Origin of the sequence: Micromonospora sp. NBRC 110037 (genome assembly GCF_001652995.1) — a bacterium.
Classification (GTDB): domain Bacteria; phylum Actinomycetota; class Actinomycetes; order Mycobacteriales; family Micromonosporaceae; genus Micromonospora; species Micromonospora chalcea.
In genome coordinates this window covers 1-22,656 of sequence record NZ_BBVA01000015.1, presented here as the reverse complement: position 1 = coordinate 22,656, position 22,656 = coordinate 1, and the positions used below count along the sequence as shown (strand labels likewise).

Below are 22,656 nucleotides of genomic sequence, written 5' to 3'. Positions count from 1 at the left end.
CCACCGCTGGGAGCGGTCTCAGCCCTGCGTTCAGTATGTCCGCGCCGAGTTGACTGCGGATGCCGTGGTGTTGACGATCCGTGCCGGTTCCAGATGACGGGCCCGGAATGCCTGCGGTGTCTCCGCGTGCGCGGCCCGGAAGGCGCGGCTGAAGTGTGCCTTGTCCCGGAACCCCCAGCGGGCGGCGATGAGCTGGATCGAGCGGTCGCTCAGCGCCGGGTCGGCGAGGTCGCGCCGGCACCGGGCCAGCCGCTCGTCCCTGATGTACGCCGCGACGGTGGTCTCCTCGTCCTCGAAGAGCCGGTGCAGCGAGCGCACCGAGATGTGGTGCGCGTCGGCGATCCGGCCCGGGTCCAGCGAGGCGTCCCCGAGGTGCTGCTCCACGTACGAGCGCACCTGGGCGAGCAGGGCGCGCCGCCGGATCTCGGTGGGGACCGCCTCCTCGGAGACCAGGTTGCGGCCGAGCAGCGTGGCGACCAGGTCCAGGCCGATCCCGCCCAGCCGCTCGGCGTCGGCGGCGTGGTACTGCTCGGGGTGCGCGGTGATCCGGACGAGGAAGTCGGCGAGCAGGCCGCCGACGCCCTCGGAGCCGGACATCCGCCCGGCGAACAGGGGAGCGAGACGGCGGCGCGGCAGCGGCAGCGCGTCGTACGGCATCAGGGCCACGATCGAGCGGGCGTACGCGGGCCCGGCCGGGTCGGCGTGGTGGCTGACCTCGTGCGGGCGGGAGCAGTCGTAGAAGGTGAGGTCGCCGGGGCGGCAGCAGGCCCGCTGCCCCGCCTGGTCGGCCTGGCTGGTCCCGGTGAGCGTGAGCGCGAGCAGGTAGTAGTCCGGGTCGGAGCGCTGGATCAGCTTCGAGGTGCGGACGCAGTCCACCGACGGGTAGCGGTAGCGGATGAGCCGCATCCGGCCCAGCTCGACGAACTCGGCCCGCGCGACGAAGTCGTCGGCGTGCGCGGTGTGCACCCGCAGCGGCGTCGGGGTGCTGGCCATCATGTCCAGCCACATGCCGAAGCGCTCGCGTGGTGGCAGATCCTCCGTGTCGAGCACCTGCCGGCGCAGCTTCCCGTCCATCAACCGACCCCCGTGGTTCGTCACACCTGCTAGAACCAGGACGCCCCACGGGGCCGAAAAGCGACACCCGTGGGGCCGTGACGTCCGTCATTGACGGACCGGGGAGCCTTCTGTTAGCAGTCCGTTCAGTCGTTCAGCACCTGGGCCAGCCGGTCCCGGAACCGCCGCTCCGAGTCGGTCACCGTGTCGCCGCCGAGGCCCAGGATGCCGCCGGTGGAGGCCGCGCCCACCACCTGCTCGGCGATGTCCACCAGCCAGTGCCGGTACGCCCCGGCCTGACCCTCGTCCACCCGGGCGGCGAGCAGGGCGGCGGCCTGGCCGGCCCGGGCCAGCACGTCCTCGATCATCGCCTTCGGGTCCTCCGGCGTGAGCACCGGAAGCTCCGCGCCGGTCTCCGGGTCGCCGACCCGGTCGACGATCTCGCCGGCCACCGCCGCGACGAGCGGGCTCGCCGACTCGCGGCCGGCGGCGATGGTCTGCAGCCCGGCGGCGTTCTCGGCCATGGTGCGGCGGGTGCCGTCGGACTCGGCGGCGGCCGCCGCGGTGAGCACCGACTGCGGCAGCCCCACCAGCAGCCCCCACTCCTCGTCGGAGACGCCGAACCGGGTGTACGCCGGCTGCTCGATCACGATCAGGCCCCTTTCGCCGTGGTCGTCGTTCGTCGACGGGCGCCGCCGCGGCGCCCGGGTCAGGCTAGTCGAGTTCCAGCAGTCCCTGTTCGGACACCACGGGCACGGAGAGCGTCTTGTAACCGACCTCGTCGAAGAGCACAGTCATCCGGTCCTCCTCGTAGCTGAGCACCAGGCCGGCGCCCCACTCCGGGTGGCGCACCTGGCTGTGCACGGGGAACGGCCCGACCGCGCCGTCTCCGGCCACGCTGGTGCCGGCGTGGCAGTTGTCGCAGTGCCCGCAGACCTCGTGCATCTGCTCGCCGAAGTACGCCAGCAGGGCCTGGCCCCGGCACCCGGTGGTCTCGGCGAACGCGCGCATCATGTCGGTACGCGACCGGGTCACCGTCTGCTGCCGTTCCGCCTCGGCCAGCGCGGCCCGGCCGGACTCGGCGGCCGCCGGGGCGTACCGGGGCGCGCCGATGCGCTGCCGGGCGCGCGGCTCGGCGGCGCCGACCTGCTCCAGCAGGGACAGGTACTGGCCCAGTTTGCGCGGGCCGAGCCCGGTCAGCTCGCGCAGCTCCTTGCGGTTGCGGGCCTTGCCGCGCAGCACCGCGGCCAGCTCGGTCAGCTCCTTTTCGTCCGGCAGCCCGCCGCTGAAGTAGCGCTGCAGGCCGACGTCCTCGGCGCGCCACAGCAGCAGCACCCGGGCCGGTGAGCCGTCGCGCCCGGCGCGGCCGATCTCCTGGAAGTAGCTGTCCGGCGAGTCGGGCAGCGCCATGTGCACCACCCAGGCGATGTTCGGCTTGTCGATGCCCATGCCGAACGCCGACGTGGCCACCATGATCGGCACCCGGTCGGCGAGGAACGCCTCGTGCAGCTCGTGCCGGGCCGCGGTGGGCATGCCGCCGTGGTAGAACTCGGCCGGGAAACCGGCGCCGGTGAGCCGCTCGGCCAGTTCCTCGGCCGCGCGCCGGGTCGGCACGTAGATGATGCCGGGCCGCTCGTCGTCGCGCAGCAGCGCGATCAGCCGCCGCCACCGGTAGTCGTCGGTGGGGCAGTGGGCCACCTCGAGGAAGAGGTTGGGCCGGTCCAGCCCGGAGACCACCACCTCGGGCTCGCGCAGCCGCAGCCGGGCGATGATGTCGTCGCGTACCGGCGGGGAGGCGGTGGCGGTGAGCGCCACCACCGGCGGGCGGCCCAGGCCGTCGATCAGGTGGCCCAGCGCCAGGTAGTCCGGGCGGAAGTCGTGGCCCCACGCCGAGATGCAGTGCGCCTCGTCGATCGCCACCAGCGCCGGCTTCAGCTCCCGGACCTCGGCGAGCCGGTCCGGGTTGCTCAGCGCCTCCGGCGTGATGAACAGGAACTCCGCCCGCCCGGCCCGGATGTCCTCGATCGCCTCGGCCTGCTGGGCGGCGCTCTCGTCCGAACTGATCCGCACCGCGCGCAGCTCCGGACGCTGCCGTTCGTTGAGCGCGGCGATCTGGTCCTGCTGCAACGCCAGCAGCGGGGAGATCACCACCGTGGGGCCGGGGATCAGGCTGGCCGGGATCTGGTAGATCGCCGACTTGCCGGCGCCGGTGGGCAGCACCACCAGCGCGTCGCGGCGCTTCATCACGGCGCGCATGGCGGCGAGCTGGTTGGGCCGCAGCGCGGTCCAGCCGAACAGGTTCCGTGCCGCCCGGCGCAGGCTGGAGGAGTGAGTGGTCAGTTTCATCAAGCGCCTCAGCTACCCCCGGCGATCCCGCGCGAAACCGCCTGCGCCGCTCACCCGCCCGGTGCGGATCAGCGGCGGAACATGGCGCGGATGGCGATCAGCAGGAACAGGCCGCCGACGATCAGGCCGAGCAGCCGTACGCCGGGGATGTCGGCGGCGCTGGTGGCGTCGGCGAGCGGCAGGGCGGACATGTGGGAACTCTCCCACGGGAGGTCGCGGGACGCCACCGCCTAACAGTAAGGATTGTTGACTATTTAGCTGCGCGGTGTGACCATGTCAGCACCCGCCGGCCCCGGCGGGTCCGTGGGGGAGACGGGGGTACGACAGCACATGAGCGAGCGGACCGAGGGATCGACCGGAGATCTGGCGGCGCTCGCCGCCGCCGTCCTGCAACCGGGGTTCGTCGGCACCACGCCGCCGCCGTGGGTGTGCCGCTGGCTCGGCGAAGGGCTCGGCTCGGTCGTCCTGTTCGCCCGCAACGTCGTCGACCACGAGCAGGTCGCCACGCTCACCGCGAACCTGCGGGCCGAGCGGCCGGACGTCATCGTGGCGATCGACGAGGAGGCCGGCGACGTCACCCGGATCGAGTCCGCCCGGGGCAGCTCCCGGCCCGGCAACTACGCGCTCGGCGCGATCGACGACCCGGCGCTGACCGAGGAGGTCGCCCGCGACCTCGGCGCCGAACTGGCAGCCGTCGGCGTCTCTCTGGACTACGCCCCGGACGCCGACGTCAACTCCAACCCGGCCAACCCGGTGATCGGGGTGCGCGCGTTCGGCGCCGACCCGGACCTGGTCGCCCGGCACACCGCCGCCTGGGTACGCGGCCTGCAGTCCGGCGGCGTCGCCGCCTGCGCCAAGCACTTCCCCGGACACGGCGACACCCGGGTCGACTCGCACCACGACCTGCCCCGCATCGGCGGCGACCGGGCCCGCCTCGACGCGGTCGAGCTGGCCCCGTTCCGGGCCGCCGTGGCCGCCGGGGCGCAGGCGGTGATGACCGGCCACCTGCTGGTGCCGGCGCTGGACCCGGAACTGCCCGCCACGCTCAGCCCGCGCGTGCTGGGCGGGCTGCTGCGCGAGGAGATGGGCTTCGGCGGCGTGGTGGTCACCGACGCGGTGGAGATGCGGGCGGTGGCCGACCGGTACGGCTTCACCGGCGCGGCGGTGCGCGCGCTCGTGGCCGGCGCGGACGCGATCTGCGTGGGCGGGGAACGGGCCACCGAGGCCGACGCCCGCGAGCTGCGCGACGCGATCGTCGCCGCGGTGATCAGCGGCGAGCTGCCCGAGGAGCGGCTCGCCGAGGCGGCCAAGCGCGTCGGTCAGCTCGCCGCCTGGAGCGTCGCCGCCCGCGCCCGCCGGGTCGCCGGCACGCCACCGGCCGACGGCTCACCGATCGGGCTGGCCGCCGCCCGCCGGGCGGTCCGGGTCAGCGGCGACGCCGCGCTGCTGCCGCTGGCCGGGCCGGCGCACGTGGTGGAGTTCGCGCCGCCGCGCAACATCGCCATCGGCGAGGAGACGCCGTGGGGGATCGCCGCGCCCCTGGCCAGCCTGGCGCCGGGCACCACGACCGCTCGCTACGCCGCCGACGCCGTACCGGCCGACCCGGCCGACCTGCCGGCCGGACGGCCGCTCGTGCTGGTCGTGCGCGACCTGCACCGGCACGACTGGATGCGGGACGCGGTGCGCCGGGCGCTCGCCGCGCGCCCGGACGCGGTGGTGGTCGAACTGGGCGTGCCCGAGCTGGTCACCGGCGCGGTGCACCTGGCCACCCACGGCGCCACCGCCGCCGCGGCCCGCGCCGCCGCCGAGGTGCTCAGCGGCGCCCGCTGACTCCCGGGCCGGCCGGGCGGGGAGGTCCCCCGGCCGGCCCGGGCCTCACGCCGGGTCGGCCACCAGGTCGGCGTACTCGGGGTGACGCTTGACGAACGCGGCCACGAACGGGCAGCTCGGCACGATCCGGCCGCCCCGGGCGCGGACCTCGTCCAGCGCGCCCCGGACCAGCGCCGCGCCGACGCCCTGACCCTGGAACCGGTCGTCGACCTCGGTGTGCGTGAAGACCAGCACCCCGTCGCCGGGGGTGTACGCGGCGAACCCGGCCAGCGCGTCGTCCACCAGGATCTCGAAGCGACGCTTGGCGGGGTTGTCCTCGACCTGAAAGCTCACCGGGCCATTCTCCCTCCGGGGCCGGCCAGCCGGTCCAGTTCGGTCAGCAGCCGGTCCACCTCCTCGACCGTGTTGTAGTGGTAGACGCTGGCCCGGACCGCGCCGCCGTCGGCGCGCAGGCCCATCGTGCGGAAGTACTCGTAGGCGTAGTAGTCGCCGTGCGACAGGCACAGCCCCGCCTCGCCCAGCGCCGCCGCCGTCTGCGCCGGGGCCAGGCCAGCCACCCGGAACGACGCCGTCGGGCAGCGCCGGGCCGGTGCGCCGTAGACGGTCACGAACGACCGGCCGGTCAGCCCGGCGAGCAGCCGATCGAAGACCGCCTCCTCGTGCGCCTGCGCGGCGGCCAGCCCGGCGCGTACCCGCTCCCGCCGGTCGCCGGTCGCGGCCGGATCCAGGCCGGCCAGATGGTCCACCGCGGCGGTCACCCCGGCCAGCAGCGGGAAGCTCGGCGTGCCGTACTCGAACCGGTCCGGCACCGAATCGGCGGAGGGAAGCAGCTTCGCCGGGCGCAGCGCCTCCCAGCGCGCCGGGTCGGCCACCATCGCCGCGAGGTGCGGCCCGGACCACTTGTACGCGCTGGTCACCAGGAAGTCCGCGCCGAGCGAGGCCAGGTCGGTCGGGCCGTGCGGCACCGAGTGCACGCCGTCCACGCACACCAGCGCGCCGGCCGCGTGCGCGGTCTTGGCGATCGCCGCCACGTCCGGCACGGTGCCGATCGCGTTGCTGCCGGCGGTCACCGCGACCAGCCGGGTCCGCTCGGTGACCAGGTCGGCGTACTGGCCGGCGGGCAGCTCGCCGCTCACCGGGTCGAACTCGGCCCAGCGCACGGTGGCGCCGGCCGCCTGCGCGGCCTGCACCCAGGGCCGGACGTTCGCGTCGTGGTCCAGCCGGGACACGATCACCTCGTCGCCCGGCCGCCAGCCGGCGCCGAGCGTGCGGGCCAGGGTGTACGTCAGCGCGGTCGCGCTCGGACCGAGCACCACGCCCGACGGCTGCGCGCCGAGCAGGTCGGCGACCGCCGCCCGCGCCCCGGCGACCAGCTCCAGCGCCCGGCGGCCGGGTACGAAAGCGGTGCTGCGGTTGCCGGTGGCGGCGCGCATGGCGCCGGTCACCGCCTCGATCACGCCGGCCGCGGTCTGGGTGCCCCCGGCGCCGTCGAAGTGGGCGAATCCCTCGGCCAGGGCGGGGTAGGCGGCCCGGACCCGGGCGACGTCGAAAGCCATTCCGGCACCCTAGCGCGCACCCCGGACGCCCCGCCCGGCGTGCCGTCGCGGGCCCCGGGCGCGACGGCGCGCTGGCGCAGTCCGCCTATCCTTGGGCGGGTGACGATCCGACGCGCCACCTCCGCCCCCGCCCGCCGTGCCGCCGGTCTGCTCGCCGGTCTCGCCCTCGGCGCCGCGCTGCTCGCCGGATGCAGCTCCGAAGGCGCCGAGACCGACTGCGGCCTCGACGCTTGCACGATCACCTTCGACCGTGGCGTGGAAGCAAGCGCCCGGATCCTCGGCGTCGAGGCGAAGCTGGTCGGCGCCCAGGGCGACCAGGTCACCGTCGAGGTGGCCGGGGAACAGCTCTCCCTGACCGTGGGCCAGCAGGCCACCGAGGTCGCCGGCTTCCAGGTCAGCCTGGACAGCGTCACCGAGCAGCAGGTGGTGCTGCGGGTCGCCCGCGACCTCGCCGGCTGATCCGTTTCGGCCGCTCCCGGCGGGCGCGGACGTTTGGAAAATCGCCCGCCGGGAGATTGAGGGCTCATGTCTCTCACCCGGAATGCCGGAGCCACCGCCGCCCAGGCTCGAAACAGCCGGTGGCTCGAACTGTTGACCCGTGGCGGCTTCATCGGATACGGAATCGTGCACCTTCTCCTCGCCTGGCTGGCGCTGCAGATCGCCTTCGGCAAGTCCGGCGAGGAGGGGAACCAGAACGGCGCGCTGCGCACCCTCGGTGAACAGCCGCTCGGGAAGTTCCTCCTGATCGCGATGGCGGTCGGCCTGTTCGCCATGGCGGTCTGGCAGGCCTTCGAGGCGATCTCCGGCCACGTCTCCCGGACCGGCAAGGAACGCACGTTCGAACGGATCGCCTCGGCGGTCCGGGTCGTCGTGTTCGTCTGGCTGGGCTGGACCGCGATCAAGGTCTTCCAGGACGCCAGCGCCAACGCCTCGGACCAGCAGCAGCAGTTCTCCGAGAAGCTGATGGCCTCCGACGGCGGCCGGTGGCTGGTCGGGCTGGCCGGACTTGCGCTCGCCGCGCTCGGCGTCGGCATGGTGATCTACGGCCTGAAGAAGAAGTTCGAGCGCAACCTCAAGACCGGCGAGATGAGCCCGAAGACCCGCCAGCTCACCCGCCGTCTCGGCATGGCCGGGTACGCCTCCCGGGGCACCGTGTTCGCCATCGCCGGCGTGCTCGTCGTGGTCGCCGCGGTCAACTACGACCCGGAGAAGGCGCGTGGCCTGGACGCCGCGCTGCGGACGCTGCGCGACCAGTCGTACGGGCCGTGGCTGCTGGCGCTCATGGCGCTGGGCATCGCCGCGTTCGGCGTCTACTGCTTCTTCCAGTCCCGGTACCGCAAGGTCTGATCCTGGTCGATACCCGGGCCGCCGGGCACCATTGGGCCTTTGCGCCCGATTCCGCCCGGTCGGAGGGAGAGAGAGTTCGTGCAGAGTTACGTCGTGACCATCGCCGCCGCGCTCGCCGCGGCGGCGATCGCGTTGGTGCTGGCCCAGGTGGTGCACCGGGTCACCCGCCGGCTGGGCCGCCGCTCGCTGCTGATGACCGAGCTGACCGAGCACGCGCACCGCGCGTTCCAGGTGGCCGCCACAGTGGTCGCGGTGCAGATCGCGGTGCGGTTCACCACCCTGTACGCGGTCGGCAGCCCGTGGCGGCAGTTCGTCCTGCACACGCTCGTGCTGGCGATGATCGCCGCCACCGCCTGGCTGGTGGCCTCGCTGCTGGTGGTGGCGGAGGACACCGCGCTGGCCCGGTTCCGGGTGGACGTGCCGAACAACCGGCACGCCCGCCGGGTGCGTACCCAGGTGGTGCTGCTGCGCCGGCTGACCATCGCGGTGATCGTGATCCTCACCGTCGGCGTCATGCTGATGACGTTCCCGGCCGTACGCGGCGTCGGCGCGGGTGTGCTGACCTCCGCCGGTGTGATCGCCGCGGTCGCCGCGCTGGCCGCGCAGAGCCTGCTCGGCAACGTCTTCGCCGGTCTCCAGCTCGCGTTCAGCGACGCGGTGCGGCTCGACGACGTGGTGGTGGTCGAGGGCGAGTGGGGCCGGATCGAGGAGCTGACGCTCAGCTACGTGGTGGTGCAGGTCTGGGACGACCGCCGCCTGATCCTGCCCACCTCGTACTTCACCAGCCGGCCGTTCCAGAACTGGACCCGGACCGAGGCGGCGGTGCTCGGCACCGCCGAGTTCGACCTGGACTGGGCCATCCCGGTGCAGGCGATGCGGGAGGAGCTGCGCCGCCTGTGCGAGGGCACCGAGCTGTGGGACGGGCGGGTCTGCGTGCTCCAGGTGACCGACGCGACCGGCGGCATGGTCAAGGTCCGCGCGCTGGTCAGCGCCGCCGACGCGGGCAGCCTGTGGGACCTGCGCTGCCTGGTCCGCGAGCACCTGGTGACCTGGGTACGCGACCAGCGCCCCACCGCCCTGCCCCGGCTGCGCGCCGAGGTGGGCGACGCCACCGGCCCCCTGCCCTGGCAGGCGGCGCAGCCGCGCCGCCCGGTCCGCCGCCCGGCCGGCACCGAGGCGCCCGACGACGCGCGGGTCTTCGGCGGCAGCGACGACGGCGAGGCGCGCAGCGAGGTGTTCGTGGGCCGCGAGGACCACGCCGAGGCGCGTCGCTGACCCCGTACCCCCGATCGGGGACCCCGGCTGCCCACGGCGCCGGGGGTTCCCGCGTTCGGGCGGCTTTCCGGCCGGACGGGTTTGGCCGGACGGTTGCGGGGGACGTGGTGCGCACGCCCCGGATCCGGCGCTCACGGCGCCGGGTTCCGGCGGCGCGCGGCCGGGCGGACCGGCCGCGCCGCGCAGGATTGACGGGCGGCGACTCCGGGCATACAGCGCGGTGATGACGAAAGGAGGACAGCATGGCTGACGTCGCGAGTCGCAGCACGTCCCGGACCGGGAACGAGCCGTCCACCGCGGAACTGGTCCAGCGCGCCACCGAGCAGGTCACCCGTCTGGTACGGGACGAGCTGGCGCTGGCCCGGGCGGAACTGACCCAGAAGGGCAAGCACGCCGGGATCGGGATCGGTCTGTTCGGCGGCGGCGGGGTGATGGCGCTCTACGGCGCCGGCGCCCTGGTCGCCACCGTGATCCTGCTGCTGGCGCTGGTCATGCCGGCGTGGCTGGCGGCCCTGATCGTGGCGGTGGCGTTGTTCCTGCTCGCCGGAATCCTGGCGCTCGTGGGCAAGAAGCAGGTCAGCCGTGCCGTCCCGCCGGTGCCCGAGGCGGCCGTCCGTAGCGTGCGGGCGGACGTCGACACGGTCACCGCCGCGGTGAAGGACGGGAGACGGGCATGACCGGCAACGGAACCGGGGACGTGGCGGCGCTCCGGGAGGAGATCCGCCGGACCCGGGTGGAACTCGGTGAGACGATGGAGCTGCTCGCGGCCAGGGCCGACCCGAAGGCGCTGGTGCGGCACTCCGCCGAGGCGGCGAAGGCGCGGATGCGCGAGCAGGCGTCGCTGACCGCGGCCCGGGTGCGCGGGCGGGCGGCGGAGCGGGCCCGGCTGGTCCGGGCGCAGGCGTACGAGAAGGGTGAGGCGGTCGGGCGCAACCCGTTGCCGTGGGCGGCCGTCGCGGCCGGGGCCCTGGTGACGGTGGTGGTGCTGGCGATCGTCCGAGGGAGGCGCAGGTGAGCGGGAAGATCGGCAAGGCGGCGTACAAACCGGTGGGGGTGCTGCTCGGCCTGGCCGCCGGTACCGTCGCCGGCGTGATCTTCCGCCAGGTCTGGAAGTTGACAGCGGGCGACGGCGAGGCGCCGAGCGCCACCGACGAGGACCGCCGCTGGGGCGAGGTGCTCGCCGCCGCGGCCCTGCAGGGCGCCATCTTCTCGGTGGTGCGGGCCGCCGTCGACCGAGGTGGAGCGGTGGGCGTGCGCCGGTTGACCGGTCGCTGGCCGGACTGACGAAAGGCCGGAAAGGCCCCTTTCCCGAGCGCGGGAAAGGGGCCTTTCGCATGGCTCCGGCGGGGCCGCGCAGCGGCGTCGGCGCGACCTTCAGGTCACATGTCGGAGAATTTCGTCCGCTAGGCTGTGCGAAGTTTTTGCGTACGTGGTTTGCTGTCTCACGCTGTTGAGAGACGCGTGGGTTGAGAGAAGTCTCCGGTACTGGGGGCCGCCTCAGGCGCCGCTGCTCGAAAACGGCCAATCGGCCGCACGGCGTGCTCGGCCGCCAGTTTTAGAAGGAGATACACATGGCGCAGGGAACCGTGAAGTGGTTCAACGCTGACAAGGGCTTCGGCTTCATCACCGTCGACGGCGGGGGTGCTGACGTGTTCGTCCACTTCTCGGCCATCCAGACCAGCGGCTACCGCACGCTGGAGGAGAACCAGCGGGTGGAGTTCGAGATCGCCCAGGGTCAGAAGGGTCCGCAGGCCGAGCAGGTCCGCCCCATCTGAGCTGACCGCACCGGCCGCGCCGGCCGGTGCCGGAAGCCCCGCATCCCGTACGGGAGGCGGGGCTTCGCCTTGCCCGGCGCCTCAGCGGCGGGCACGCATGCCCCACCACAGCCCGACGAGTCCGATCAGGATCAGCACCGCGCCCACGTACGCCCAGAGCCGCTCGTCGCTCAGCGCGCTGCCCTCGACATACCCGAGCCCGAGCACCGTCCACAGCGCACCCAGCACCACGGCGAGCAGCCCCACTGTGAGCCGGAACCAGCCCCTCATCGTTCCCCCTCCGACGACGACAGTTCCGCTCCAGCATGCCCGGCGGCGCGGGCGGCCGGCGACGCCGCGCCGACCGGCCGGCTCACCACCGGTCGTGCACCTGCGGGCGGATCAGCTCGTCGTAGGCGGCCCGCACCGCGGCCAGCTCCACGTCGGTCAGTGCCGGCTGGCCGGCTGCCTCCGCGTTGCGCCGCGCCTGCTCGGGGGAGCGGGCGCCGGGGATCACCACCGTCACGCCCGGCTGGTCGAGGATCCAGCGCAGCGCGAACTGCGCCATCGTGCGGTCGTCGCCGACCAGCGGGGCGAGCCGGCGCACCGCGGCCAGGCCCAGGTCGTAGTCGACGCCGGAGAACGTCTCGCCGACGTCGAACGACTCACCGTGCCGGTTGAACGTGCGGTGGTCGTCCGCCGGGAACGTGGTGTTCTCGTCGTAGCGGCCGGAGAGCAGGCCGCTGGCCAGCGGCACCCGGGCGATGATCCCGACCCCGGCGGCAGCGGCGGCGGGCAGCACCTGCTCCAGCGGCTTGTGCCGGACCGCGTTGAGGATGATCTGCACGCTCGCCACCCCGGGCCGGGCGATGGCGGTGAGCGCCTGGTCGCAGGTCTCCACGCTGACGCCGTACCCGGCCACGCGCCCCTCGGCGACGAGCGTGTCGAGGGCGTCGAAGACCCGGTCGTCGGCGAAGACGGCGGTGGGCGGGCAGTGCAACTGCACCAGGTCGAGCGTGTCGACGCCGAGGTTGGCGCGGGACCTGTCGGTCCAGGCCCGGAAGTTGTCGAGTGTGTACGCCTCCGGCGTCTGCTCCACCCGTCGGCCCATCTTGGTGGCCACGGTGAGCCCGTGTCCGGGGCGGGAGCGCAGGAACCGGCCGATCAGCGCCTCGCTGCGGCCGTCGCCGTACACGTCGGCGGTGTCCAGGAAGGTGACGCCCGCGTCGACGGCGGCGGCGAGCACGGCGAGCGCCGCGTCCTCGCTGACCTCGCCCCAGTCCGCGCCGAGCTGCCACGCGCCGAGTCCGATGATGCCGACGTGCCGGCCGAGCCGGTCGAAGCTGCGCTGTTCCACCCGGCCGAGCCTAGTGAGCCGCTTGCCGTGGCGCGCGGCGGGCCGTACGGTCTAACAAGACGTACGTACGGTTTGGAGGCTGTCATGTGGGATCCGCGCACCTACCTGCGCTACGGCGACGAGCGCTCCCGGCCGTTCCACGACCTGCTGGCCCGCGTCGGCGCCGAGTACCCGCGTGCCGTGGTCGACCTCGGCTGCGGCCCCGGCACGCTCACCGCGACGCTCGCCGGCCGCTGGCCCGGCAGCCGCGTCACCGGCCTCGACTCCTCCCCGGAGATGATCGCCCGGGCGAGCGCCGAGGGCGGTCCGGTCACGTACGCGGTCGGCGACGTCCGCGACTGGCGGCCCGAGCCCGACGTCGACGTGCTGGTCGGCAACGCCGTGCTCCAGTGGGTGCCGGAGCACCGCGACCTGCTCCGCCGCTGGGCGCACGCACTGCCGGCGGGCGCCTGGATGGCGTTCCAGGTGCCGGGCAACTTCGACGCGCCGTCGCACCGGCTGCTGCGCTCCGTCGCCGCGCGGGAACCGTGGCGCGACGCGCTCGCCGGCAAGCTGCGCGAGGCGCCAGTCGACGAACCCGTCGGCTACGCCACGCTGCTGACCGGCGCGGGCTGCGCGGTCGACGCCTGGGAGACTACGTACGTGCATCTGCTGCCCGCCACCGGCGCCGACCACCCGGTGCTGGCCTGGATGGAGGGCACGGCGCTGCGCCCGGTCCGCGCCGCGCTGGACGCCGCCGGCTGGGCCGCCTTCCGCGCCGAGCTGGGGGTACGGCTCGCGCAGGCGTACCCGGTGCGGCAGGGTCAGGTGTACTTCCCGTTCCGCCGGATCTTCATGGTGGCCCGCACCGGCGCCCGCGCAGAGGAGAACTCGTGACCGACCTGCCCACCTTCATCGCCGGACTACCAAAGGTGGAGCTGCACGTGCACCACGTCGGCTCCGCCTCGCCCCGGATCGTCGCCGAGCTGGCCGCCCGGCACGAGGGGCGCAGCCCGGTGCCGGCCGACCCGGAGGCGCTCGCCGACTACTTCGCGTTCCGCGACTTCGCCCACTTCATCGAGGTCTACCTCAGCGTGGTGGACCTGATCCGCGACGCCGACGACGTCTGGCTGCTCACCCACGAGGTCGCCCGGGAACTGGCCCGCCAGCAGGTCCGGTACGCCGAGCTGACCGTCACGCCGTACTCGCACGTGAACCGGGGCATCCCGGCGCCGGCGTTCTGCGAGGCCATCGAGGACGCCCGCAAACGCGCCGAGGCCGACTTCGGCATCGCGCTGCGCTGGTGCTTCGACATCCCCGGCGAGGCCGGCCTGCCCGCCGCCGAGCAGACGCTGCGGATCGCGCTCGACGAACGACCCGACGGGCTGATCAGCTTCGGCCTCGGCGGCCCCGAGATCGGCGTGCCCCGGCCGCAGTTCAAGCCGTACTTCGACCAGGCGCGGGCGGCCGGGCTGCGCTCGGTGCCGCACGCCGGCGAGACCACCGGCCCGGAGACGATCTGGGACGCGCTGCGCGAACTGGGCGCCGAGCGGATCGGCCACGGCATCTCCGCCGTGCAGGACCCGGCGCTGCTGACCTACCTGGCCGAGCGGCGGATCCCGCTGGAGATCTCCCCGACCTCCAACGTGCGCACCCGGGCCGTGCCGAGCATCGACGCGCACCCGCTGCCCCGGATCGTCGAGGCCGGCGTGCCGGTCAGCATCAACTCCGACGACCCGCCGATGTTCGGCACCACGCTCAACGACGAGTACGCGGTGGCCGCCCGGCTGCTGCGACTCGGCCCGGACGGCGTCGCCGCGCTGGCCCGCGACGCGGTCGCCGCTGCGTTCCTGCCCCCGGCCGAGCAGGCCCGGATCAGCGCCGAGATCGACGCGTACCGGGTGAGCGCGGCACGCTGAGCGGCCGTACCGGCGTCGGCCGCCGGGAACCCCGGGGCGGCCGGCGCCGCGCGGTCAGCATCACCCCGGCCAGGGCCAGCGCGGACAGCGCGGCGGCCGGACCTGACGCGACAGCCGCCGGCCGGACCGGGCCGTGGGCGAGCACCGGGTCCTGCCAGAAGGCGAGCGTGAGGGCGATGCCCAGGCCGATCACGGCGGCCCAGCGGAGCAGACGGCCGACGGTCGGCGTCATGACGGTCACCTCGCCCGGAACGACGGGAGAGCGCGCGACGGGAGCGAGGTGTGGGGGGACCGAACTCCCGCCGCGCGCACCGATCCGTCGGCCGAAAGGTGTTACGGGGCGTCCCGGCCGACGGAACTGATGGGTTCTGTCGGTAATCCTGGCAGTTCACGGCGGTTTCCCGGCCGTCGTTAAACCACCTTTAAGGAGAACTTGCGCCGGCCCACAGTCAAGGCGTCAGCGCGGACGCGGCCAGCGCCGCCCGGCACGCGGCTCGCGGGCGTCCCGGGCCATCCGTCCGACCAGCCCGAACCGGTTCACCGGCCGGGGCGCCGCGTCCGGGTCGGCCAGCAACATGACCACGCTGGCCCCGCCCAGCCGGGCCCGGTCGATGCTCACCGAACCGTTGGCCTGCAACGCGACCCGCTTGGCGATGTCCAGCCCGAGCCCGGTGGAGCCCTGGTCGCTCTCGCCCCGGCGCAGCGCCCGGTCCGGGTTCGGGATGCCCGGCCCGGCGTCGTCGATCCGGATCGCCACCCAGCCGTCCCGGCGGCTCACCGCCACCTCGAACGCGGTGCCCTGCGGCGTGTACCGGAACACGTTGCCGATCACCGCGTCCAGCGCGGCGGCCAGCTCGGCGCGCGGCACCGGCGCCGGGATGCGCAACTGCGCACCGACCACCCGGTGCGGGCGGTTCTGGTCCCCGGCCAGCGCCGACCAGAACACCATCCGGTCCCGCACCACCTCGCTGACGTCGCACGACGCCGGCGCCGACTCCTGGCTCACCGCCTTGCGGGTCGTCTTGATCAGCTGGTCGACCTCGCCCTCCAGCGTGACGATCGCCTGCCGGATACGCCGGATGCCACGCCGCCGGTCCAGCTCCGCCTCACTGAACGTGCCGATGCTCGTGTCGTCGGACTCCAGCGCCTCGGCGTCCAGCCGCAGCGCGGTCAACGGCGTCCGCAGCCGGTGCGACAGGTCGGCGACCAGCTCGTGCTCGTCGGCACGCAACGCGACCAGCCGTTCCGTCATCCGGTTGAACGCGTGCCCGGCCTCGGCCAGCTCGCGCGGTCCGGTCGGCTCGACCCGTACCCCCAGCTCGCCGTCACCCACCGCGAGCGCCGCCTTGACCAGGTCGCCGGTGGCGTCCACGGCCCGGGCCGCCACCCGGTCGACCACCACCACCGCCGCGCCGACCAGCGCCAGCGCAATCCCGAGCAGCAACAGCCAGCGGCCCCCGCCCTCGTCGAGCGCCTCGTCGGGTACGAAGACCTCCACCACGGCGACCCGCTCGCCGAGCACCACCGGGTCCAGCCGCAGCACCCCGCCGTCCACCTCGGTCACCACCGAACGCCGCTGCGCGGCGGCGTCGGCGAGAGCTGCCGCGTCGGCCCGGCCGGCGGACTCGTCCGCCCCGATGCCGTGCACCACCGGGCGCAGCGCCGGGTCGTCGCCCGCCGCGGCAGCCACCGCCCGCTCGACAGCAGCGGTGTCGGTGCTCACCGCCAGGGCCCCGGTCACCAGCGCGGCGCGGCGCGCGGCGTCGGCCAGTTCCGCCTCCCGGGCCCGGTCGGCGAGGGTGAGCCCGAGCGGGACGAGGAAGGCGAGCGCGATCAGGCCGCACATGCCGGCGGTGAGCCCGGCCAGCGTCAGCCTCAGTCCGGCGCCACCAGCCGGAAGCCGACCCCCCGCACGGTGCGCAGGTAGCGCGGCTTCGCCGCGGACTCGCCCATTTTGCGGCGGAGCCAGTACAGGTGCACGTCGATGGTCTGGTCCTCGCCGACCGATGGCTGCCGCCATACCTCCTCCAAGAGTTCCCGCCGGGACACTACCCGGCCGGGACGCGCGGCGAGATACGCCAGCAGGTCGAATTCCTTACGGGTCAGCGCCAGCGGTTCCCCGTCCAGCACCGCGCTGCGCTCACCCACGTCGACCCGCAGGCCGCCGACCGTGTGCACGGCCGGCGCGACGGTACGGCTGGCCCGCCCGGCCCGCCGCAGCACAGTGGTGATCCGGGCGTCCAGGTGCGCGCCGGTGAACGGCTTGACCATGTAGTCGTCCGCCCCGGCGCGCAGCAGACGCACCACCGACTGCTCGTCGTCGCGGGCGGTGGCGATGATGATCGGCACGTCGGTGATGCCGCGCAGCATGCGCAGCGCGTCCGAGCCGTCCAGGTCGGGCAGACCGAGATCGAGCACCACCAAATCCGGTGTCTCGGCGGCGACCCGGCGCAGCGCGTCGAGCGCGGTGCCGACGGCGTGCACCGCGTGCCCCCGGTCGGTGAGCGACCGCAGCATGGCGCCGCGCACGACGTGGTCGTCTTCGACCAGCAGGACGGTTGCCACGTCAGCACCGTACTCGTCGTGGCAAGCCGGTCGCGTTGCGGCGGTCCGGCGAAGCGGGCAAGCTGGGACGGCGATGACGTTCACGCTCTTCCCCGACACCCGCCTCACGCTCGCCCGCGACGCGCTGGCCGGCCTGTCGGTGGGCGACGCCCTCGGCTCCCAGTTCTTCGTTCCCGGCCGGCGCCCGGACGACCTCGCCGCCGGCCGGCTGCCCGCGCCGCCGTGGGAGTGGACCGACGACACCGAGATGGCCTGCTCGGTGGTGGCCGAACTGGCTGCCGGGGCACGGATCGACAGGGACCGGCTGGCGTTGGCGTTCGCGCAGCGCTGCGAGCCCTACCGGGGGTACGGGCCGGGCGCGGTGAGGGTGCTGCGGCTGATCCGTACCGGCACGCCGTGGCCGGTGGCCGCCGCGTCCGCGTTCGACGGGCAGGGCTCCTGCGGCAACGGCGCGGCCATGCGGGTCGCGCCGCTCGGCGCCTGGCACGCCGACTCCACCCGGCGCGCCGCCGAGCAGGCCCGGGCGTCGGCCGAGGTGACCCACGCCCACCCGGAGGGCGTCGCCGGCGCGGTGGCGGTCGCTGTCGCCGCCTCGCTCGCCGCCCGCGCCCGCCTCGACGGCGGCCGGCCCGAGCCGGCCCGGCTGCTCAGCGCCGTCGCCGGGGCGCTCGACCCGGCCGGGGAGGTGCACCAGGGGGTACGCCGGGCCGCCACGCTGCTCGGTCGTCCCGCCGCCGAGGCGGCCGACGCGCTCGGAAACGGATCCCGGGTCACCGCGCAGGACACCGTGCCGTTCACGCTCTGGGTGGCGGCCACGCTGCTGCACGACTATCCCGCCGCGATCCGCGTCTGCGTGGAGGCGGGCGGCGACGTGGACACCACAGCCGCGATCGTGGGCGGGATCGTTGCCGCGTACACCGGGGTCGGCGGGCCCGGCGGCGTGCCGCAGGACTGGCTGACCGCGCGCGAGCCCCTTCCCGGCTGGGTCACCACCCCCGCCTGACCCGTCCCACCCGCACCCGCGCTCGCGGTCCGCCGCCGTAGGAGTCCGAGATCTTGGTACGGAACGGCCCTCCTGGGGGCCGTTCCGTACCAAGATCTACTGTGGTCTCGCGGTGCTCCCGCTTTCTGGGCGGGCGGCGGTCAGGGGCGCGTGGAGGCGGTGCCGGCGGTGACGGGTTCGCCGGCTTCGGAGGTCGCGCTCTCGAGGGCCGCGTTGCCGACGCGGGGCACGCTGTCTTGGGTCGCGGTGGCGTCGGGAGGTGTGCGGCTGTCGGGGGCCGCGGTGGTGTCGTCGAGCGGCAGGGTCATGGCGTCGCGCCGGCGGCGGCTGAGCAGCCAGCCGATCGCCGCGCCGCCGGCCAGTCCGGCGAGCAGGCCGCCGCCGAGCAGCAGGTCCGCGCTCGGCCCGTCGTCGGCCGTGCCGGCCGTCGGCGCGCCGTTCGGGGCACCGTTCTGAGCACCGCCCTGCACCCCGCCCTGGGCTCCGCCCGCCGCGCCGTGACCGCCGTGCGCGCCGCCGTTCGTGCCGGCGCCGTTCGCGCCGGGGTCGCCGTTGTGCGTCATGGTGCCCGGCAGCGGCGGCAGCAGGTCGACGGTCGGCGCCGGGTGCTTGCCGCCCGCCGGGTCGGCCCACTGCACGACGGTGCCGTCGGCGTACGTCTGGGTCACTGTGAACGTGAGCCGGTCGGTGGCGGGCATCGGACCCATGCCGAGCGGCAGCCGGGCCGCTCCGGCGCCGGTGCCGGGCACCCGCAGCCAGGTCACCGAGTGGGTCACCTGGTTCAGTTCGGCCGCGTGCATGCCGGGGACCGGCTGGTCCAGGGTGCGGGTGGTGATGGTCGGAGCCCAGTCCGGCACCGACAGCGGGTACACCTCGCCGATCGGGGCGTCCGGGGGCATGGTCAGTTCGATCTTCGTGGTGCGGGTGCCGGGGCGGTCCGCCGGCACCACCACAGACAGCTGGATCGCGTCGCCCTGGCGTACCTCGGCGGGTGAGGTCGTGACCGTCACCCCGGCCGCGCTCGCCGCGCCCGGCCAGCTCACCGCTCCGGCGAGCGCGGCGGCCAGCAGCGCCGCCGCCCACCGGCCCTGACGAATCATCCTCATCGTGGCCCCCATCCATCTCGACCGGGGCCGGTCCGGCTCCGGCCCCACCTGGTAGTTCGGGCGGCGGGGCGAAAAGGTTCAACGCGGGCCGAACTCGTTGCCGGCGGGCAGCGGCGTCGGCGACGGCACGCCTCGGGGCGACCGATAGCATCGCAGGGGCCGGTCACCGGCCCGATCCGTACCGTCGACGACTAGGAGTCACCGTGTCCGCACCCCGTACCCCCGTCGTGGCCGACCCCGTCGTCGTCGCCGCCGGGACCACGGCGGCCGACGCGGTGGCCGCGGCCGGCCTGCCGATGAGCGGGCCGAAGGCGATCGTGGTGGTCCGCGATCCGCAGGGCCAGCTGCGCGACCTGGACTGGCGTCCGGCCGAGGAGGTCGCGGTCGAGCCGGTCGCGCTGGACAGCCCGGACGGGCTGAACGTGCTGCGCCACTCCACCGCGCACGTGCTGGCCCAGGCGGTGCAGGACGTCTTCCCGGAGGCGAAGCTCGGCATCGGCCCGCCGATCGAGAACGGCTTCTACTACGACTTCGGCGTCGACAAGCCGTTCCAGCCGGACGACCTGGCCAAGCTCGAGAAGCGCATGCAGGAGATCGTCAAGTCCGGCCAGCGGTTCCGCCGCCGCCGGTTCGCCGACCTGGACGAGGCGCGGTCCGAGCTGGCCGCCGAGCCGTTCAAGCTGGAGCTGATCGAGGTCAAGGGGGAGGGGCTGGACTCCTCCGAGGTGATGGAGGTGGGCGGCGGCGAGCTGACCATCTACGACAACCTCGCTGCGAACGAGGACAAGGTCTGCTGGTCGGACCTGTGCCGCGGCCCGCACCTGCCGAACACCCGGCTGATCGGCGCGTTCAAGCTGATGCGCTCGGCCGCCGCGTACTGGCGCGGGTCGGAGAAGAACCCGCAGCTGCAGCGCGTGTACGGCACCGCGTGGCCGACCCGCGACGAGCTCAAGGCGTACCTGAAGCTCCTGGAGGAGGCCGCCCGCCGCGACCACCGCAAGCTCGGGGCGGACCTCGACCTGTTCAGCTTCCCCGACGAGATCGGCTCCGGCCTGCCGGTCTTCCACCCCAAGGGCGGCGTGCTCAAGCGGGTGATGGAGGACTACGTCCGGGCGCGGCACGTCGAGGAGGGCTTCGACTACGTCGGGACGCCGCACATCTCCAAGGAAGGGCTCTTCCACACGTCGGGACACCTGCCCTACTACAAGGACACGATGTTCCCGCCGATGGAGATGGAGGGCAGCGACTACTACCTCAAGGCCATGAACTGCCCGATGCACAACCTGATCTACCGGTCGCGCGGGCGGTCCTACCGGCAGCTGCCGCTGCGGCTGTTCGAGTTCGGCACGGTCTACCGGTACGAGAAGTCGGGCGTCATCCACGGCCTGACCCGGGTGCGCGGATTCACCCAGGACGACTCGCACTCCTACTGCACGAAGGAGCAGGCGCCGGCCGAGATCAAGCACCTGCTCGGCTTCGTGCTCAGCCTGCTGCGCGACTTCGGCATCGACGACTTCTACCTGGAGCTGTCGACCCGCGACGACTCGAAGCCGGACAAGTTCGTCGGGTCCGACGAGGACTGGGCGACCGCCACCGCCGTGCTGGAGCAGTGCGCGCTGGAGACCGGGCTGGAGCTGGTGCCGGACCCGGGCGGCGCGGCGTTCTACGGCCCGAAGATCTCCGTGCAGGCCAAGGACGCCATCGGCCGGACCTGGCAGATGTCGACGATTCAGTACGACTTCAACCAGCCGAAGGGCTTCGGGCTGGAGTACCAGGCGGCCGACGGCACCCGGCAGCAGCCGGTGATGATCCACTGCGCCAAGTTCGGGTCGATCGAGCGGTTCATCGGCGTGCTCACCGAGCACTACGCGGGCGCGTTCCCGGCCTGGCTGGCGCCGGTGCAGGTGGTCGGCATCCCGATCCGCGAGGAGCACGGCGACTACCTGGTCGACTTCGCCGCGACGCTGCGCCGGCACGGCGTCCGGGCCGAGGTGGACCTGGGCGACGACCGGATGCAGAAGAAGATCCGCAACGCGCAGCAGCAGAAGATCCCGTTCATGGTGATCGCCGGGGACGACGACGTGGCCGCCGGCACCGTCTCGTTCCGCTACCGGGACGGCTCGCAGCGCAACGGCGTGCCGATCGACGAGGCGGTCGCGCACGTGCGCGAGGTGGTGGAGTCGCGCACCAACGCCGGTCCTGCCGCCGAGCGGGCCGGATCGTAGGATCGCCGGTGTGACAGGGGCGGAGCGGGACACCGGGTACGGCGGCGACAACGGTCTGGCGGACGGGCTGGACCGGCTCTGGACGCCGCACCGGATGACCTACATCTCCGGCGAGGACCGGCCCGAGGGCGGGTACGAGAAGCCGGCCGGCTGCCCGTTCTGCCTCGCGCCCGGGCTGCCGGCCGAGGAGTCCCTGGTGGTGGCCCGGGGCGAGCACGTCTTCGCGGTGCTCAACCTCTACCCGTACAACCCCGGGCACCTGCTGGTCTGCCCCTACCGGCACGTGGCCGACTACACCGAGCTGGACGAGCCGGAGACGGTCGAGCTGGCCGCGTTCACCAAGGCCGCCATGCGGGTGGTCCGGCACGTCTCCAGCGCGCACGGCTTCAACCTGGGCATGAACCAGGGTGGCGTGGCGGGCGCGGGCATCGCCGCGCACCTGCACCAGCACGTGGTGCCGCGCTGGGGCGGCGACGCCAACTTCATGCCGGTGATCGGCCGGACGAAGGTGCTGCCGCAACTGCTCGCCGACACCCGCGAGCTGCTCGCCAAGGCGTGGGCGGCGGCCTGACGCCGGCCCGTTCCGACAGTACGATCTTGCGCATGGCTCTCCTGCACCGCGCGGAACTGCGCCCCTCGAAACTGGAGCTGCTCGTACCCTGGCTGCCCGGCCGGTCCTGGTTCGCCGGGGAGGCGGGCGCGGAGGTCACCCGGGTCGCGGCGTACCGGTTCGACGATCCGGCCGGTGAGGTGGGCGTCGAGACGCTGCTCGTGCGCGCCGGTGACGGCCCGGTGCTCCAGGTGCCGCTGACCTACCGGGGCGCGCCGCTGGCCGGGGCGGACGACTTCTTCGTGGGTCTCGTCGAGCACTCGGTGCTCGGCCGCCGCTGGGTGTACGACGCCTGCGGCGACCCGGTGTACCCGCCGCTGCTTGCTGCCGCAGTGCTCGCCGACGCCGGCCAGGCCGAGGAGTATTTCGAGGTCGACGGCAAGCGTGAGATGCGTCCGGCGAGCATGACGCTGACCGGCAGCCGGACCGGCCGCCCGGTGCCGACCGGTCCGGCTTCGACTGGTTCGGTGTCGGCTGGTTCGGTTTCGACCGGCTCGGGTGACGGCGGCGTGACGGTGGTCCGGGTGGGGGACGTCGAGCTTGCGGTGGTCCGGCGGCCCGTACCGGCCGAGGTGCCGGGCTCCGGCGGGCTCACCGGCTCCTGGCCGGGCCAGGACGAGCCGGTGCTGCTGGCCTACGCCCGCTGACGGCTCGCCGGGCGGCGGCGTTCCTCCGCAGAGCCGGATCGGGAGGGATGACCTCGGACCGATATACCTCAGAGTCATATTTAT

The 22,656-nt window shown here is 74.0% G+C and carries 26 protein-coding genes; 14 read left to right on the top strand and 12 right to left on the bottom strand.

The features are described 5' to 3' along the window. Positions 1-30: 30 nt before the first annotated feature. The 4 genes from A4R25_RS28965 to A4R25_RS32050 all read right to left on the bottom strand — a co-directional run bounded on the left by A4R25_RS28965 (position 31) and on the right by A4R25_RS32050 (position 3,590). Entirely contained in the window at positions 31-1,074 is a 1,044-nt protein-coding gene (locus A4R25_RS28965; protein WP_043325022.1) for a helix-turn-helix domain-containing protein, read from the bottom strand. 125 nt (positions 1,075-1,199) lie between these two features. Beyond that, positions 1,200-1,703, bottom strand: coding sequence for a hypothetical protein (locus A4R25_RS28960; RefSeq protein ID WP_064448748.1), 504 nt, complete (start codon positions 1,701-1,703; stop codon positions 1,200-1,202). A gap of 64 nt (positions 1,704-1,767) precedes the next feature. Next, positions 1,768-3,399 (bottom strand): ATP-dependent DNA helicase RecQ, encoded by a 1,632-nt coding sequence (locus A4R25_RS28955; RefSeq protein WP_064448747.1) that lies wholly within the window; start codon positions 3,397-3,399, stop codon positions 1,768-1,770. Between the two features lie 68 nt (positions 3,400-3,467). After that, entirely contained in the window at positions 3,468-3,590 is a 123-nt protein-coding gene (locus A4R25_RS32050) for a hypothetical protein (protein WP_255358596.1), read from the bottom strand. Between the two features lie 139 nt (positions 3,591-3,729). Here A4R25_RS32050 and A4R25_RS28950 point away from each other — a divergent pair, with 139 nt between their 5' ends. Further along, the gene (locus A4R25_RS28950) at positions 3,730-5,229 is read left to right on the top strand and encodes a glycoside hydrolase family 3 protein (protein ID WP_064448746.1); all 1,500 of its coding nucleotides are present in this window, start codon (positions 3,730-3,732) and stop codon (positions 5,227-5,229) included. A 45-nt stretch (positions 5,230-5,274) separates the two neighbouring features. Here A4R25_RS28950 and A4R25_RS28945 read toward each other — a convergent pair whose 3' ends face one another. Then, entirely contained in the window at positions 5,275-5,562 is a 288-nt protein-coding gene (locus A4R25_RS28945) for a GNAT family N-acetyltransferase (protein ID WP_064448745.1), read from the bottom strand. After that, a complete protein-coding gene (locus A4R25_RS28940; RefSeq protein WP_064448744.1) occupies positions 5,559-6,785 on the bottom strand; it encodes a cysteine desulfurase-like protein in 1,227 nt (408 codons plus the stop codon). The genes A4R25_RS28945 and A4R25_RS28940 overlap by 4 nt, the downstream gene beginning before the upstream one ends. A gap of 99 nt (positions 6,786-6,884) precedes the next feature. Between A4R25_RS28940 and A4R25_RS28935 the strand changes: the two genes are divergently transcribed. The 7 genes from A4R25_RS28935 to A4R25_RS28905 all read left to right on the top strand — a co-directional run bounded on the left by A4R25_RS28935 (position 6,885) and on the right by A4R25_RS28905 (position 11,182). Next, positions 6,885-7,244: a hypothetical protein gene (locus A4R25_RS28935; RefSeq protein ID WP_043325017.1), complete on the top strand. Its 360-nt coding sequence runs from the start codon at positions 6,885-6,887 to the stop codon at positions 7,242-7,244. A 66-nt stretch (positions 7,245-7,310) separates the two neighbouring features. Beyond that, complete coding sequence (locus tag A4R25_RS28930) at positions 7,311-8,132, top strand: DUF1206 domain-containing protein (RefSeq protein ID WP_064448743.1); 822 nt, start codon at positions 7,311-7,313, stop codon at positions 8,130-8,132. Between the two features lie 78 nt (positions 8,133-8,210). Beyond that, entirely contained in the window at positions 8,211-9,407 is a 1,197-nt protein-coding gene (locus A4R25_RS28925; protein ID WP_043325015.1) for a mechanosensitive ion channel family protein, read from the top strand. A 242-nt stretch (positions 9,408-9,649) separates the two neighbouring features. Further along, complete coding sequence (locus A4R25_RS28920; RefSeq protein ID WP_043325014.1) at positions 9,650-10,084, top strand: phage holin family protein; 435 nt, start codon at positions 9,650-9,652, stop codon at positions 10,082-10,084. Continuing rightward, a complete protein-coding gene (locus tag A4R25_RS28915; RefSeq protein ID WP_043325013.1) occupies positions 10,081-10,422 on the top strand; it encodes a DUF3618 domain-containing protein in 342 nt (113 codons plus the stop codon). Before A4R25_RS28920 ends, A4R25_RS28915 begins: the two co-directional genes overlap by 4 nt. Further along, a complete protein-coding gene (locus A4R25_RS28910) occupies positions 10,419-10,691 on the top strand; it encodes a DUF4235 domain-containing protein (RefSeq protein ID WP_043325012.1) in 273 nt (90 codons plus the stop codon). Before A4R25_RS28915 ends, A4R25_RS28910 begins: the two co-directional genes overlap by 4 nt. A 287-nt stretch (positions 10,692-10,978) precedes the next feature. After that, entirely contained in the window at positions 10,979-11,182 is a 204-nt protein-coding gene (locus A4R25_RS28905; protein WP_007075740.1) for a cold-shock protein, read from the top strand. Between the two features lie 81 nt (positions 11,183-11,263). Here A4R25_RS28905 and A4R25_RS28900 read toward each other — a convergent pair whose 3' ends face one another. Together A4R25_RS28900 and A4R25_RS28895 are read right to left on the bottom strand one after the other, a co-directional pair. Further along, positions 11,264-11,452 (bottom strand): hypothetical protein, encoded by a 189-nt coding sequence (locus A4R25_RS28900; RefSeq protein WP_043325011.1) that lies wholly within the window; start codon positions 11,450-11,452, stop codon positions 11,264-11,266. A gap of 82 nt (positions 11,453-11,534) precedes the next feature. Then, entirely contained in the window at positions 11,535-12,518 is a 984-nt protein-coding gene (locus A4R25_RS28895) for an aldo/keto reductase (protein WP_064448742.1), read from the bottom strand. A gap of 84 nt (positions 12,519-12,602) precedes the next feature. Here A4R25_RS28895 and A4R25_RS28890 point away from each other — a divergent pair, with 84 nt between their 5' ends. Together A4R25_RS28890 and A4R25_RS28885 are read left to right on the top strand one after the other, a co-directional pair. After that, on the top strand, positions 12,603-13,394 hold the full coding sequence (locus A4R25_RS28890) for a trans-aconitate 2-methyltransferase (RefSeq protein WP_064448741.1): 792 nt from the start codon (positions 12,603-12,605) through the stop codon (positions 13,392-13,394). After that, complete coding sequence (locus A4R25_RS28885) at positions 13,391-14,416, top strand: adenosine deaminase (protein ID WP_064448740.1); 1,026 nt, start codon at positions 13,391-13,393, stop codon at positions 14,414-14,416. The genes A4R25_RS28890 and A4R25_RS28885 overlap by 4 nt, the downstream gene beginning before the upstream one ends. Here A4R25_RS28885 and A4R25_RS28880 read toward each other — a convergent pair. The 3 genes from A4R25_RS28880 to A4R25_RS28870 form a co-directional block, all read right to left on the bottom strand. Next, complete coding sequence (locus tag A4R25_RS28880) at positions 14,373-14,648, bottom strand: hypothetical protein (RefSeq protein WP_113973165.1); 276 nt, start codon at positions 14,646-14,648, stop codon at positions 14,373-14,375. The genes A4R25_RS28885 and A4R25_RS28880 overlap by 44 nt on opposite strands. Before the next feature lie 225 nt (positions 14,649-14,873). Continuing rightward, complete coding sequence (locus A4R25_RS28875; RefSeq protein ID WP_176722905.1) at positions 14,874-16,262, bottom strand: HAMP domain-containing sensor histidine kinase; 1,389 nt, start codon at positions 16,260-16,262, stop codon at positions 14,874-14,876. Positions 16,263-16,291: 29 nt separating this feature from the next. After that, a complete protein-coding gene (locus A4R25_RS28870; RefSeq protein ID WP_064448739.1) occupies positions 16,292-16,981 on the bottom strand; it encodes a response regulator transcription factor in 690 nt (229 codons plus the stop codon). Between the two features lie 73 nt (positions 16,982-17,054). Here A4R25_RS28870 and A4R25_RS28865 point away from each other — a divergent pair, with 73 nt between their 5' ends. Beyond that, positions 17,055-17,984 carry an ADP-ribosylglycohydrolase family protein gene (locus A4R25_RS28865; RefSeq protein ID WP_064448738.1) on the top strand — a complete coding sequence of 310 codons (930 nt, stop codon included), beginning with the start codon at positions 17,055-17,057 and terminating at the stop codon, positions 17,982-17,984. Between the two features lie 140 nt (positions 17,985-18,124). Here A4R25_RS28865 and A4R25_RS28860 read toward each other — a convergent pair whose 3' ends face one another. Continuing rightward, positions 18,125-19,090, bottom strand: coding sequence for a DUF1775 domain-containing protein (locus A4R25_RS28860; protein ID WP_064448737.1), 966 nt, complete (start codon positions 19,088-19,090; stop codon positions 18,125-18,127). 203 nt (positions 19,091-19,293) lie between these two features. Between A4R25_RS28860 and thrS the strand changes: the two genes are divergently transcribed. Genes thrS through A4R25_RS28845 form a run of 3 tightly spaced genes read left to right on the top strand, consistent with a single transcriptional unit; the run spans position 19,294 to position 22,572 of the window. Next, the gene (thrS, locus tag A4R25_RS28855) at positions 19,294-21,315 is read left to right on the top strand and encodes a threonine--tRNA ligase (RefSeq protein WP_043325007.1); all 2,022 of its coding nucleotides are present in this window, start codon (positions 19,294-19,296) and stop codon (positions 21,313-21,315) included. 10 nt (positions 21,316-21,325) lie between these two features. Beyond that, a complete protein-coding gene (locus tag A4R25_RS28850) occupies positions 21,326-21,886 on the top strand; it encodes an HIT domain-containing protein (RefSeq protein ID WP_043325006.1) in 561 nt (186 codons plus the stop codon). 32 nt (positions 21,887-21,918) lie between these two features. Next, on the top strand, positions 21,919-22,572 hold the full coding sequence (locus A4R25_RS28845; protein ID WP_064448768.1) for a hypothetical protein: 654 nt from the start codon (positions 21,919-21,921) through the stop codon (positions 22,570-22,572). The last annotated feature ends 84 nt before the right edge of the window (positions 22,573-22,656 follow it).

Excerpts from the sequence above, each read along its gene's own strand:
- A4R25_RS28965 (WP_043325022.1), bottom strand. The coding sequence starts at position 1,074 with ATGGACGGGAAGCTGCGCCGGCAGGTGCTCGACACGGAGGATCTGCCA.
- A4R25_RS28955 (WP_064448747.1), bottom strand. The coding sequence starts at position 3,399 with ATGAAACTGACCACTCACTCCTCCAGCCTGCGCCGGGCGGCACGGAAC.
- A4R25_RS32050 (WP_255358596.1), bottom strand. The coding sequence starts at position 3,590 with ATGTCCGCCCTGCCGCTCGCCGACGCCACCAGCGCCGCCGACATCCCC.
- A4R25_RS28950 (WP_064448746.1), top strand. The coding sequence starts at position 3,730 with ATGAGCGAGCGGACCGAGGGATCGACCGGAGATCTGGCGGCGCTCGCC.
- A4R25_RS28940 (WP_064448744.1), bottom strand. The coding sequence starts at position 6,785 with ATGGCTTTCGACGTCGCCCGGGTCCGGGCCGCCTACCCCGCCCTGGCC.
- A4R25_RS28930 (WP_064448743.1), top strand. The coding sequence starts at position 7,311 with ATGTCTCTCACCCGGAATGCCGGAGCCACCGCCGCCCAGGCTCGAAAC.
- A4R25_RS28920 (WP_043325014.1), top strand. The coding sequence starts at position 9,650 with ATGGCTGACGTCGCGAGTCGCAGCACGTCCCGGACCGGGAACGAGCCG.
- A4R25_RS28915 (WP_043325013.1), top strand. The coding sequence starts at position 10,081 with ATGACCGGCAACGGAACCGGGGACGTGGCGGCGCTCCGGGAGGAGATC.
- A4R25_RS28905 (WP_007075740.1), top strand. The coding sequence starts at position 10,979 with ATGGCGCAGGGAACCGTGAAGTGGTTCAACGCTGACAAGGGCTTCGGC.
- A4R25_RS28900 (WP_043325011.1), bottom strand. The coding sequence starts at position 11,452 with ATGAGGGGCTGGTTCCGGCTCACAGTGGGGCTGCTCGCCGTGGTGCTG.
- A4R25_RS28890 (WP_064448741.1), top strand. The coding sequence starts at position 12,603 with ATGTGGGATCCGCGCACCTACCTGCGCTACGGCGACGAGCGCTCCCGG.
- A4R25_RS28880 (WP_113973165.1), bottom strand. The coding sequence starts at position 14,648 with ATGACGCCGACCGTCGGCCGTCTGCTCCGCTGGGCCGCCGTGATCGGC.
- A4R25_RS28875 (WP_176722905.1), bottom strand. The coding sequence starts at position 16,262 with ATGTGCGGCCTGATCGCGCTCGCCTTCCTCGTCCCGCTCGGGCTCACC.
- A4R25_RS28865 (WP_064448738.1), top strand. The coding sequence starts at position 17,055 with ATGACGTTCACGCTCTTCCCCGACACCCGCCTCACGCTCGCCCGCGAC.
- A4R25_RS28860 (WP_064448737.1), bottom strand. The coding sequence starts at position 19,090 with ATGAGGATGATTCGTCAGGGCCGGTGGGCGGCGGCGCTGCTGGCCGCC.
- A4R25_RS28845 (WP_064448768.1), top strand. The coding sequence starts at position 21,919 with ATGGCTCTCCTGCACCGCGCGGAACTGCGCCCCTCGAAACTGGAGCTG.